Raw genomic sequence first — 12,270 nt, forward strand, 5'->3', positions numbered from 1 at the left:
AAATAAATAAAAATTGAGTTCACTGCGTCAGCGAGGAAATCAGGAGTAGGCAAAAACAGCGAGAAACGCGGAGTTTAGATTCCCTAAATGAGCACTTTCGAGCTGTTTTAACACCGTCCTGATGACGCAGGTAGCAGTGAAACAATTTTCAAAGGAACAGAAGATGACTGAAGCCTATATCTACGACGCGGTACGCACTCCCCGCGGCCGCGGCAAAGCGGATGGCAGTTTGCATCCGGTAACCCCGATTAAATTAATTTCCGGATTATTAAAAGGCCTGCAACAGCGCCATAACCTCGATACCTCATTGATTGATGATGTGGTGCTTGGCTGTGTGGAACCTGTGATGGAACAGGGCGCTGATATTGCCCGTACCGCGGTGTTGATGGCTGATTACAGCCAGCAGACTGCCGGCACCGTGGTCAGTCGTTTTTGTGCCTCCGGCCTGGAGGCGGTGAACATGGCGTCAGCTAAAGTCAAAGCCGGAGAAGCGCAGCTGGCCATTGGTGGTGGCGTTGAATGTATGTCGCGGGTGCCGATGGGGGCCGCGGGTGGTGCCTATTACACCGACCCGACGGTAACCAATAAATTATCATTTACGCCTCAGGGGGTTTCGGCCGATTTAATTGCCACGCTGGAAGGCTTTTCCCGGGAGGATGTCGACACTTACGCGGCCGAATCCCAGGCCCGTGCTGCCCACGCCTGGGAAAACGGTTATTTCGATCACTCTGTGCTCCCGGTTAAAGATGAGCTGGGTCAGGTCATTCTGGCGAAAGACGAACATATGCGTCCGGGGGTAACGGCAGATGATTTATCCGCCTTGCGTCCCTCGTTTGAAGGCCCGGGTAAGCTGGGATTTGATGCCATTGCCCAGCAGGTCTATCCGCAGGTGGAAAACATCAATCACGTGCACCATGCCGGTAACTCTTCTGGCATCGTTGATGGTGCGGCGGCGGTTTTAATTGGTAATAAAGAAGTGGGTGAAAAACTGGGCCTGAAACCTCGTGCCCGTATCGTTGCTCAGGCATCGGTAGGTTCAGAGCCGACCATTATGCTGACAGGCCCGACCCCCAGTGCGTTAAAAGTGCTGAAGCAAGCGGGCATGACTGCAGAAGATATTGACCTGTGGGAACTAAACGAAGCGTTTGCCGCGGTGGTACTGAAAATGATGAAAGACCTGAATATTCCGCGCGAAAAAATTAACGTCAATGGCGGAGCCATTGCCATGGGACATCCGCTGGGAGCCACCGGTGCCATGATTTTGGGTACGGTGCTGGATGAGTTGGAGCGCAGCGGTAAAAAGACCGCATTAATTAATTTGTGTGTTGGTGGTGGTATGGGTACCGCAACCATCATCGAACGAGTGTAGGAATAACTATCTGCGTTGCCATTGCTGCGTTAAAAATTTTTTAAGAATGCTCATTTATACCGACATAAACTGCGCGTCTTCAAAAATTTTTGTCTTGCACTGACTGCCTCGATCAACGTTCTTCCGGCGGCAGAGAAGCAGTGGTAACCCTAGGAGAAAAGCTATGAAGAATATTTTTAGTTACGAAATAGATGCTGATGGGTTAGCGGTCCTCACCTGGGACGATCAGAACGGTCCGGTTAATTCATTATCTCAGGCGGCGATGCAGGCGTTGTCCGTTCAGGTGGATGAACTGGTGGCGAATGCCGACGTTAACGGTGTGGTGCTGACCTCCGGCAAAACCGATTTTGTTGTGGGTGCCAACCTGAAAGAAATTTTAACCATGCAAACCGGTGACTACGATAAAGACGTTGCCAATACCATGGGCTTTATCCGCGCGATTCACGCCACCATGCGTAAGATGGAAACGGCGGGTAAACCGTTTGTTGCGGCGTTAAACGGTACGGCACTGGGCGGTGGTCTGGAAATCGCACTGGCCTGTCATCAGCGGATTGCTGCGGCTAATGGCAAAGCCCGGTTCGGTTTTCCGGAAGTGAATCTGGGCCTGCTGCCGGGCGGTGGTGGTACGCAGCGTCTGGCCCGTATGGTTGGGGTGGAAAAAGCGTTGCCCTGGTTAACTCAGGCCACCCAGGTTGCACCTGACGCCGCCCTGAATGCTGGTCTGGTTGATCAGGTCGTGGCGCCGGAGGAGCTGATTGCGACGGCGAAACAATGGCTGAAAGACAATCCCCAGGCGATCCAGCCATGGGATATCAGCCTGACTGACCGCAAGAAAAAATTCCGCCTGCCGGGGGGCGAAGTCCAGACTCCAAAAGTGTCTCAGGTTTTTATGGGCGCAGAGGCGATGTTGCGTAAGAAAACCCAAGGCAACTATCTGGCACCGCAGAAAATTCTGGAGGTGTTGTTTGAAGGTTGTCAGGTGCCGATGGATGCGGCACTGGAAATTGAAGGTCGTGGATTTACCCAGCTGCTGTTATCCAGCCAGGCAAAAGCCATGGTACGTACCTTTTTTACCGCACTGCAGGACGCCAATAAGTTAAAAAACCGGCCGCAGGGCGTCGATAAAGCCCGGTTCGCCAAAGTGGGCATTCTTGGTGCCGGTATGATGGGCGCCGGTATTGCTTATTCGTCGGCGATGTCGGGTATTCAGGTGGTGTTACTGGACAGCACGCAGGAATCCGCTGATAAAGGTAAAGCCTACTCCGAAGGGCTGCTGAACAAACGGGTATCCCGCGGGCGGATGACGGAAGAAAAAGCGCAGGGCGTTTTAAACCTGATTAAACCCACCACCGATTACACTGACCTCGAAGGTTGTGAGCTGGTGATCGAAGCGGTATTTGAAGATCGGGCGATTAAAGCCGACGTCACCGCAAAAGCGGAAGCGGTGATTGCTGAGAATGCCATTTTCGCTTCGAACACCTCGACACTGCCGATTACCGGTCTGGCCCAGGCCAGCAAACGCCCGGATCAGTTTATTGGTCTGCACTTCTTTTCGCCGGTCGACAAAATGCAACTGGTGGAAGTAATTCTGGGTGAACAAACCTCAGATGAAACCCTGGCTAAATCACTGGATTATATTCAGCAGATCCGCAAGACACCGATTACCGTTAACGACAGTCGTGGCTTTTATACCTCCCGGGTATTTAAAACCTACGTGCTGGAAGGCATGGCGCTGTTAAAAGAAGGCGTGGCGCCGGCACTGATCGAAAATGCCGGGCGTATGGCGGGGATGCCGGTGGGGCCGCTGGTGTTATCCGATGAAGTGACACTGGAATTAATGGACCGTATTGCCACGCAGACCCGTAAAGACCTGGGCGATGCTTATGTCGAGCACCCGGCTGATGAGGTGGTGAACTTTATGGTGAATGAGGTTAACCGCATTGGTAAAAAAGCCGGCCAGGGCTTCTACGATTACTCCGACGACCGTCGTGACAAAAAGTTGTGGTCCGGTTTAGCCGAGCGCTTTCCGGTTGCAGCAGAACAGCCGGAGGTGGAGTATGTGAAGCAACGCTTACTGGCGGTTCAGGCGGTCGAAACGCTGCACTGTGTTAACGAAAACGTTATCACCAACGCCATGGAAGCCGATATCGGTTCTATTTTTGGCTGGGGTTTTGCGCCACATACCGGTGGTGTCATTTCCTATGTCGAAACCATTCTGGGTCTGGACAACTTTATCAGGCTTGCCGATGAACTGGCTGAAAACGTCGGTCAGCGTTATGCCTTACCGGCGCTGGTGCGTGATAAAGCCGCGCAGGGAGAATCGTTTTACGGTTAATTAATCCGTCGCGCTGAGTGCGTTAATAAACCGGATCTGCAGCGTCAGGTCCGGTTTTTTTGTGATTAAGTTATGATAATGTGGTGCCATTCTCAGGCTCAGGGCAGAGGCAACACCATGGAATACCTCCGGATTATCCTGTCGGTCACATTGTTTGTTTGCGGTTGTTATTTCAGCTACGACCTGTTCAGTCATGGTTTTCACTGGCTGTTATTGTTACTGGTGCCGTTGTGTTTCTACGCCGCTTACCGCATCTGGCCCGATAAAGTTGACGACTCTCCCTGGCTGGAGGTGGTGGGCGACATCATCGAGTGGCCAATCAGAGCGATGATTGCTATGGCACGTATGTTAGTGGGGGTAATCCGATTGATTGGCGATTAATGATGGCTTTTCAGAAGTGCTAACAGCGCCAGAACCGGCAGATTTTTAGTCACCGGCCCAAATGGATGTAGCCAGAACTCCGGTGCGATCAGAGTGAGCAGCACACTGTAGAGCACAATGGTTGCCATCTGTATGGTGATGCACAGCTGCGGCCGCAGCCCACTGAGAATCCAGAACCCTAAGATCATATCCAGCAGGCCGCCACCCCAGACACACAGCTCAGCCAGTACGCCATGGATTCCCGCTTGCGCCAATATCCGGTAGCCGATTTCCGGGGCGCCAAATAATGACGTCAATGCGGTGCTGAGCCATAAAAAAGCGAGGCTGTAACGGGCGAAGGTTTGCGCTGGTAACGACATAATCGGTTAGCTCACTGGCAGGGGTTTATACACCATCAGGTAAAGCAGCATAACAATACTGATAAAGGCCGGAATGCCCAGGCTTACCCAGATCCGCATCCAGAAGCTGAACTGCCGCTCATCGAGCGGCAATGTTGCTGCAATCGAGCGCAGTTTATATTGAATGACTACCACCGGAAGCCAGCAGCAACCGATCAGGATAAATAAACTGATGACCCGGATAAACCACTGGGAATCAAAGGCATAACCCAGCCCCTGCATCAGCAACAGGCCGCTGAACAACTGCACCACAACCGCCGGGGCGGTAAAAATCCAGTCTGCCAGAACGACGTGACGGGTGGTGACCCGTATCGCCGCTGGGTCTTTGCTGAGCCAGGCCATCAGCATAAAAAAGGCAATCCCGGCTCCGCTTCCGATTAATACGGTTGCGGATAATATATGCAGGGTTTTCAGCAGAAAATAATGTTCCATAGCTGCGGTGCTTATGACGGTGTATTGGATTGGACGTGGTAATAAATTCCCAAACGATCGAAATGTGGCTGCAGTTCGTCAAGGCTGAACAGCTTCAGGCAGGGCATTGCACCGCTCGGCAGAGGCTCATCGTTAATCAGTTTTCTTGCCAGAATAATGGCTGACAAGGTCGGAATATAGGGGCCAACACCGTTTTCTGCATACAAAGTCCAGCTGAGCTGATGTGGTTGCCCGGTGGAATTTTTACCGGTAATGGCAATACGCATCGCCCCCCGGTCGCTGCCCAGCTGTCTGAGGCGCTCACTGAGGCGGAAAATAGCCGGTGTCAGGGGGGCCCAGTTTTTTACCAGTTTCAGCCGCGCAAGCCATGCCATGGCAACCATTGTGTAGTGCAGCCAGGGAAGTTCCAGGCCCGCCTGAAAGGTAACGGAGCGCTGAACCTGATAGCAGCCGGGAAATAATTCCAGATCGGGCACATCAACATTGGCCAGGTGGCGCTGGCCGATACGACCACCAAAATTCAGTTTTCTTGGCGACATCCAGCCGTAACGAACGGTTTCCCGGCCACCACTGAATACCCGGATCGGATGGCCGGTATAAGACAAAATTCCCCGTAACGTGGCTTCACCACGCTCGGCGCGATTACCCGGCGCAATGGCAATATCGATATCCTCAATACAGGCAAACTGTTTGTGGTAATGACTGATCACCGCTGAAGATAATCCGGGTACCGAACTGGCACCGCTGACGATCAGGCAATGTTGCTCAGCAGCCTGACGGTTCAGCCGGCTGATATCACACACAAAGCGGCGGTCATCGGCCAGATCGATATAGTGGCTGCCATACCGGGCACACAGTTGCGGCACCTGATGAGGCTGCGCCTGGAATGGCCCGGCGGTGTGAATTACCAGAAAAGGACGTTGCTGTTGTACAAAATGAACCAAAGCATCTGAGTGAATGTCGAGGGCCAGCGCGGTGAGTTTGGCATTGGCCTGAGGCAGGGTTTTGATCAGTTCCTGTGCCCGTTGTTCTGAACGGCCACAGATAAACAACTCGGTATTGTGAATATCGGCGAGCTGCTCGACAACGCGTTTGCCGAAATTACCATAACCACCAAGGATCAGAATTTTTTTCATCATTATTCCGTTATTGGGCTGTTATCCGGGAAAATTTCCGCGATCCGCTTCAGTACCTTGATGATTTGCCCGTTGCTGATCATCAGCGCATGAAAGCCATCACAGAACCGTTCGCCACGCAGGTAGCCACTCAATATTAAGCGAATATCATCCTGACTGGCGCTGGCAATACGCTGATCGTCCTGCAGCAGGGTTAATGCTTTATCCGAATCGAATGGTGTGGTCAGCCAGCAGGGTTGCATCACAGTGGCCAGAAACTGATCCAGCTGAGGATGGTTGACAGGGTACAGCGCCGCTTCAGCAGGCAAACCCCGTGCGGCCTTTTCTGCGCGGCTCAGCAGTGGGTCAAAACCCGGAGCGGAAAAAATATCAATAAACCTCAGTATGGCATTGATAGCGTCGCTGTCTGGCTGAGCGCCGAGCTGACTGACCATTAAACTCCCCTGTTTTAAATCCGGCTGAATTGCGCGACATTAGTATCACTGGCCAGGGTGTCAGGCAAGCTTAATTCCGGCGTGGCAACGAATGGTGACTGCTGACGTTAAATTGCGCAGCCGTTGCAGGTAGCCCTTGAATTCCCGCAAACCAGAGCCATATACCAGTCATAGTCAGAAATTTTCGGAGTGCCGTGTGCCGCTGTTATTGATCTTTATTATCGTTCCTATGATTGAGCTGGCCGTGTTGATTCAGGTGGGCTCTTATATCGGTGTTCTCTGGACCCTGGCGCTGATTTTTATTACCGCCATTATTGGTGTGCGGTTATTGAAATTGCAGGGCGTGTCGACTCTGCTGCGGGCGCAGCAACGGCTGGCGGAAGGTAGCCTGCCGGCGAAAGAGCTGGCCGAAGGCTTTTTACTGGCACTGGCCGGGGCATTACTACTGACGCCGGGATTTTTAACCGATGGTTTTGGTTTTGCGTTACTGATGCCGGGTGTGCGTGGCCACTTAGCCGGTTCGGTGATGAAAATGATGACGCTGAAATCGGCAACCATGGCCGGAGGGTTCAGCCAGAGCGGGCCACAGACACAACGCCCGGATGATGTACGTCAGCCACATGAGATTCACCCCAATCCGGGCCCGAAAAACGTCATTGATGGCGAGTTCCGTCGTGAAGACTGATGGCGGGTTGTGGGCAGACTGAAAAAAAATCAAAAAAAATGACATCGGGGTGTTGAAATCAGTTTTGCCATCCCTATTAACCTAACTGAACTTAAGATTTGCGGGTAAGACAGGGGTCTTACTTGCTTGTACTGGAAAACTTGGAGAAAGCTTCAAATGAAAATCCGTCCTTTACACGATCGCGTCGTTGTTCGTCGCAAGGAAGAAGAGCAAGCAACTGCAGGTGGCATCATCCTGCCAGGCGCTGCCGCTGAAAAGCCAAATCAAGGCGAAGTAGTTGCCGTTGGCAATGGTCGAGTTCTGGATAACGGCGAAACCCGTCCTTTAGCCGTGAAAGAAGGCGACGTTGTGGTATTTGGTAAGTACTCGGGTTCCAACACCATCGAAGTCGATGGCGAAGAGCTGCTGATCCTGAACGAAAGCGAAATTTATGGTGTGCTGGAAGCATAACGCTTCCCGCGAAACATCGATTAATCACACCATTAATAGCAACGTAATTACAACCAGTTAAAGGAAAGTCTGATGGCTGCTAAAGAAGTTAAATTTGGAAACGAAGGCCGTATTGCCATGCTGAACGGCGTTAACGTTCTGGCGGATGCGGTAAAAGTAACACTGGGTCCTAAAGGCCGTAACGTGGTACTGGAGAAATCTTTCGGCGCGCCAACCATCACCAAAGACGGTGTATCGGTTGCACGTGAAATCGAACTGGAAGACAAGTTCGAAAACATGGGCGCACAAATGGTAAAAGAAGTTGCGTCCCAGGCTAACGACCAGGCGGGCGACGGTACCACCACGGCCACCGTACTGGCACAAGCCATTGTTAACGAAGGCCTGAAATCGGTTGCCGCTGGCATGAACCCGATGGACCTGAAACGCGGTATCGATAAAGCCACCGCCGCCGTGGTTGAATCCCTGAAGCAACAGGCACAGCCATGTGCAGACAGCAAAGCCATTGCGCAGGTTGGTACTATTTCTGCAAACTCTGATGAAACCGTTGGCCGCATCATCGCTGAAGCGATGGAAAAAGTGGGCAAAGAAGGTGTGATCACCGTTGAAGAAGGCAAAGGCCTGGAAGACGAGCTGGACGTGGTTGAAGGTATGCAGTTCGACCGTGGTTACCTGTCACCGTACTTCGTAAACAACCAGGAAAAAATGACCACAGAGCTGGAAAACCCGCTGCTGTTACTGGTTGACAAAAAAGTAGACAACCTGCAGGAACTGATTCCGGTACTGGAAAACGTTGCTAAATCCGGCCGTCCACTGCTGATCGTGGCAGAAGACGTTGAAGGTCAGGCACTGGCTACTCTGGTTGTAAACAACCTGCGTGGTACCTTCAAAGTGGCTGCGGTTAAAGCACCTGGTTTCGGCGATCGTCGTAAAGCCATGCTGCAGGACATCGCTATCCTGACCGGCGCTCAGGTGATTTCTGAAGAAGTGGGTATGTCGCTGGAAACCACCACTCTGGAAATGCTGGGTACCGCTAAGAAAGTGGTTATCAGCAAAGAAAACACCGTGATCGTTGATGGTGCTGGTTCTGAAGCTGACGTAGCGGCGCGTGTTGAACAAATCCGTGCAGAGATGGCAGCGTCCACCTCAGACTACGACAAAGAAAAACTGCAGGAACGTGTTGCTAAACTGGCCGGCGGTGTTGCCGTGATCAAGGTTGGCGCTGGTTCTGAAGTTGAAATGAAAGAGAAAAAAGACCGCGTTGACGACGCACTGCACGCTACCCGCGCAGCAGTAGAAGAAGGCGTTGTTGCCGGTGGTGGTGTTGCTCTGGTTCGTGCCCTGGCTTCCGTACAGGTTGAAGGTGACAACGAAGATCAGAACGTGGGTATTGCTCTGGCACTGCGTGCGATGGAATCTCCGATCCGTCAGATCGCTGAAAACGCCGGTGCAGAAGGTTCCGTTGTGGTAGACAAAGTAAAAGCGGGTGAAGGCTCGTTTGGCTACAACGCCGGTACCGGTGAATACGGCGATATGATCGAAATGGGTATTCTGGACCCGGCTAAAGTGACCCGTTCTTCTCTGCAAGCAGCGGCTTCTATCGCAGGTCTGATGATCACCACTGAAGCGATGGTTGCTGAACTGCCAGCGAAAGACGCTCCGGCAATGCCTGATATGGGCGGCATGGGCGGTATGGGTGGCATGGGCGGCATGATGTGATCAGCCCCCATGTGACTCTGCTGGTTCGCTAGCATATAAAAACCCGGCCTTGGTGCCGGGTTTTTTGTGTCTGGTTTTTAGTATGCCCCAAAGGGCTTGATAGTAATATGGAAATCAATAGAATCAGGGGGAGTTGTTGCGTTTATCCTTGGGTTTTATGGCTGAACGTGTGTTAGTAAGTGGAAGCCGCCGCATTGGCTTCTGAGAGGGACAGTCTGGCCAGGAAGGTATCATTCAGGTTTTACTTCCTTTCGGTTATTTGAGTTTGTAGTACCGGACTAAGAGGATGTTGTATTTATTGGAGGATTTTTTAAAACTACACAAGTTACCTGTTGTCCAAACGGGTAAAAAATATAAAACTGTAGGAATGCTAAAGCTATAAGGGAATTGAATATGCAATTTGATTTATTATCGCACGAAGAACATGTGCTTAACTTTTATGAAGAACAGATAAAAGAAACAACAGAGCTTGAATTGAAAAAACAGCTTTTACAGCACTATTATGATTATCTTTCTAGTCTCCACACTATGGAGAAAGAATACAGAAATACTATGGCAAAACATGAGCAAGAAATGAAAGGTAAGGACATCGACTTGGAAACAATTAGACGAGAACCCCATAGAGATAGGCGTTCTCGTAGGCAATCAAAGGAGAAAGGAGTCGTGATAGCGCCTTAATATGACACGTGTTTCAACACGGAATTACAAAGTCTGACATTTACAGTTCTCATTAGATTTGCTGATGAAGATGGTGTTCTGAGGCATCGCATTGCTCAGTACTTGTGCGGGGTAGAGGTATGAAGGAAGTCTTTAATGAAATTTATGCTAACGAAAGATCAGTTTAAATGAAAGTAATCTTGGTCGCAGGTAACGGACTCTCACTCTCGATGCTTTCTGATTGCTCTGAGAGTGGGATTGACCTCTTAAACCTTTTCAAGTGTGGAGCAGATGTTCCATGGCCGGCCGACGGGACCCCAGGGTTCCTCAGTTATGAACATTGTCCCAATTTATGGGCGCTTGGAGCTAGGCCAAACTGTACAAAAGAAGAGGCTTATCAGGTAATAGAGAAGATAATAACTGCGGTTAACGCATGCTGCATGGCTGACCCCGCGACTTTGGATGATGGGATTTATATAAGGGCCTATAAGGAACTTGTGTCATATCTTAGATACTTGTTCGTCTATTATGACGATATTTTGTTGAGCGACGATTTTTTTAAGAAGGCGCTTGGTTCATCTGTTATAAATTTAATTAAGGATATCGAAAAAAGTCCCAAAGTTGATTCCTTAGATATTGTTACGTTTAATTATGATGCAATGTTGGAAAGATGCTTGCATGAAGCAGAAATTAGGTTTTCGATACCTAGGCTAGGTGAAGATAAGGCAGCAAAACTGGCATTGCATAAACCTCACGGATCTATTACTTTTTGTGGCCATACTTCGGTTGATAGTTCCGCCTTTGAGATTAATTACTCCGCTCAGTTTACAGAAGGCGGCCTAGATGATATCTGTATAAGATATGACTTTCTATCAGAGAATTATCCTATGGTAGGGATGTTACCGCCAGCGGGTGAATCGGAAAGATATAAGCACCGATGGATCAGAGAGGTTTGGGATAGCGCAATCGAAGCGACATCCAGCCTTGACGATCACGACTTAGTCATATTGTATGGTTTGAGTTACTGGCATGTAGACAGAAAGGAAATCGATTATCTTCTCGCAAATATTTCTAGACAAGCTAAGGTGATATCAGTGAATCCCCATCCAAATGAGCAATTTGATGCTGTATGCTGCAGTCTTTTCCGCTCTTATCATTCATACTCTCACCCAGAATCTCTTCGTAAGGTGTTCAAATGACAAATAGAATGCTTGATCGCCGTACCGCAACATTGTCCATTGCTGGTTTCCACGAACAGAACCAATTGTCGAAGTTTAATTACGATCCGCCGTACCAAAGGCGATCAGTTTGGAGTGATGAAAAACAAAGCTATTTCATCGATAGTCTTTTGAGAAACTTCCCTATTCCACCAATTTTTTTACATCGAAAGATTGATGAAGATACCGGTAAAATATCTTTTGATGTGATTGATGGCAAGCAGAGATTGACGGCAATTAGTCGATTCATTGCTGGAGATATTTCTTCTTCAAACGAATATGGGAGCGAAGATGAGAATGATATATTGAGTGGTGTGAACTTTTCAGACCTTGGAAAACGAGAGGATTTGAGAGGCCATAAAACTTCGTTTTGGAAATATGATTTGCCTATTGAGTATATAGACCCTTCTGATGAGGGATTGATTGAGATGGTTTTTGACCGGCTCAATAGAAACGGTGAGCCTTTAAAAGGGCAGGAACTCCGGAATGCACAATATCATAGAAGTAAAATAACGGCTGCTGTTGATGCACTTGCGGAACACGCGTTCTGGGCGTCGAGGCTGGAAGTTACAGACAGAAATCGTATGGAAGATAAAGAGTTCTGCGCTGAGTGTTTGCTATCCATTTATATGAATGATGTGATTGGATCCAGCCAGAGAATTCTAGATGATCTTTACGAACGTCACAGCAACTCAGAATTTAGTGATTCTTTAAGCAGGGCACTAAGTTTAACCTCAGAGATAGCTGATATTAGCATTGATTATGCCCAATATAAGATTACAGGCGTATCACATCTTTATGGGATTTGGGGGGTAGCACTTACACTCGCTAAACATAAGGATTCTATCTCGAACTATTCTAAAGAGCTGGTTGATTTCTTTTCAGAATTGAGAGACAGATCCGTCGAGGATGACGAAGTAGCTGCAGAGTATCGAAAGAGTATGAATTCTCGTACTAAAGAACGATTTATGAGGGTGAAACGTGTCAATTCGCTTCTCCAAGCTTGTGGCAGAGACGACTTGATTATGAGATAGATACTATCTTCTCCCGCTTTAACAGA

The 12,270-nt window shown here is 49.6% G+C and carries 13 protein-coding genes; 9 read left to right on the top strand and 4 right to left on the bottom strand.

Going from position 1 to position 12,270, the window contains the following annotated elements; translation table 11 throughout:
* The first annotated feature begins 163 nt into the window (after window positions 1–163).
* The 3 genes from ACFOMG_RS06655 to ACFOMG_RS06665 all read left to right on the top strand — a co-directional run bounded on the left by ACFOMG_RS06655 (window position 164) and on the right by ACFOMG_RS06665 (window position 4,085).
* Window positions 164–1,369: an acetyl-CoA C-acetyltransferase gene (locus ACFOMG_RS06655; protein WP_376865568.1), complete on the top strand. Its 1,206-nt coding sequence runs from the start codon at window positions 164–166 to the stop codon at window positions 1,367–1,369.
* Window positions 1,370–1,532: 163 nt separating this feature from the next.
* Window positions 1,533–3,704 (top strand): 3-hydroxyacyl-CoA dehydrogenase NAD-binding domain-containing protein, encoded by a 2,172-nt coding sequence (locus tag ACFOMG_RS06660; protein ID WP_376865569.1) that lies wholly within the window; start codon window positions 1,533–1,535, stop codon window positions 3,702–3,704.
* Window positions 3,705–3,821: 117 nt separating this feature from the next.
* Window positions 3,822–4,085 (top strand): hypothetical protein, encoded by a 264-nt coding sequence (locus tag ACFOMG_RS06665; RefSeq protein WP_376865570.1) that lies wholly within the window; start codon window positions 3,822–3,824, stop codon window positions 4,083–4,085.
* Here the strand turns inward: ACFOMG_RS06665 and ACFOMG_RS06670 are convergent.
* Genes ACFOMG_RS06670 through ACFOMG_RS06685 form a run of 4 tightly spaced genes read right to left on the bottom strand, consistent with a single transcriptional unit; the run spans window position 4,082 to window position 6,485 of the window.
* Window positions 4,082–4,444 carry a DoxX-like family protein gene (locus tag ACFOMG_RS06670; protein ID WP_376865571.1) on the bottom strand — a complete coding sequence of 121 codons (363 nt, stop codon included), beginning with the start codon at window positions 4,442–4,444 and terminating at the stop codon, window positions 4,082–4,084. The two genes, ACFOMG_RS06665 and ACFOMG_RS06670, sit on opposite strands and share 4 nt — an antisense overlap.
* Before the next feature lie 6 nt (window positions 4,445–4,450).
* Window positions 4,451–4,915, bottom strand: coding sequence for a DUF2269 family protein (locus ACFOMG_RS06675; protein WP_376865572.1), 465 nt, complete (start codon window positions 4,913–4,915; stop codon window positions 4,451–4,453).
* Window positions 4,916–4,926: 11 nt separating this feature from the next.
* On the bottom strand, window positions 4,927–6,051 hold the full coding sequence (locus ACFOMG_RS06680; protein WP_376865573.1) for a saccharopine dehydrogenase NADP-binding domain-containing protein: 1,125 nt from the start codon (window positions 6,049–6,051) through the stop codon (window positions 4,927–4,929).
* A gap of 2 nt (window positions 6,052–6,053) precedes the next feature.
* On the bottom strand, window positions 6,054–6,485 hold the full coding sequence (locus tag ACFOMG_RS06685; RefSeq protein ID WP_376865574.1) for a DUF6508 domain-containing protein: 432 nt from the start codon (window positions 6,483–6,485) through the stop codon (window positions 6,054–6,056).
* A gap of 196 nt (window positions 6,486–6,681) precedes the next feature.
* On the opposite strand from ACFOMG_RS06685, the gene ACFOMG_RS06690 reads away from it, so the two are divergent.
* From ACFOMG_RS06690 to ACFOMG_RS06715, 6 genes are all read left to right on the top strand, one after another.
* Window positions 6,682–7,170, top strand: a complete 489-nt coding sequence (locus tag ACFOMG_RS06690; RefSeq protein WP_376865576.1) for an FxsA family protein — start codon at window positions 6,682–6,684, stop codon at window positions 7,168–7,170.
* A gap of 156 nt (window positions 7,171–7,326) precedes the next feature.
* Complete coding sequence (locus tag ACFOMG_RS06695) at window positions 7,327–7,620, top strand: co-chaperone GroES (RefSeq protein WP_376865578.1); 294 nt, start codon at window positions 7,327–7,329, stop codon at window positions 7,618–7,620.
* Between the two features lie 72 nt (window positions 7,621–7,692).
* Complete coding sequence (gene groL, locus ACFOMG_RS06700) at window positions 7,693–9,336, top strand: chaperonin GroEL (protein ID WP_376865579.1); 1,644 nt, start codon at window positions 7,693–7,695, stop codon at window positions 9,334–9,336.
* 393 nt (window positions 9,337–9,729) lie between these two features.
* Window positions 9,730–10,014 carry a hypothetical protein gene (locus tag ACFOMG_RS06705; RefSeq protein ID WP_376865580.1) on the top strand — a complete coding sequence of 95 codons (285 nt, stop codon included), beginning with the start codon at window positions 9,730–9,732 and terminating at the stop codon, window positions 10,012–10,014.
* Window positions 10,015–10,181: 167 nt separating this feature from the next.
* The gene (locus tag ACFOMG_RS06710; RefSeq protein WP_376865581.1) at window positions 10,182–11,192 is read left to right on the top strand and encodes a hypothetical protein; all 1,011 of its coding nucleotides are present in this window, start codon (window positions 10,182–10,184) and stop codon (window positions 11,190–11,192) included.
* On the top strand, window positions 11,189–12,244 hold the full coding sequence (locus ACFOMG_RS06715) for a DUF262 domain-containing protein (RefSeq protein ID WP_376865582.1): 1,056 nt from the start codon (window positions 11,189–11,191) through the stop codon (window positions 12,242–12,244). Before ACFOMG_RS06710 ends, ACFOMG_RS06715 begins: the two co-directional genes overlap by 4 nt.
* Window positions 12,245–12,270 lie beyond the last annotated feature (26 nt).

This window comes from Bacterioplanoides pacificum, from assembly GCF_042648445.1.
GTDB classification, from domain to species: Bacteria; Pseudomonadota; Gammaproteobacteria; order Pseudomonadales; family Oceanobacteraceae; genus Bacterioplanoides; species Bacterioplanoides pacificum.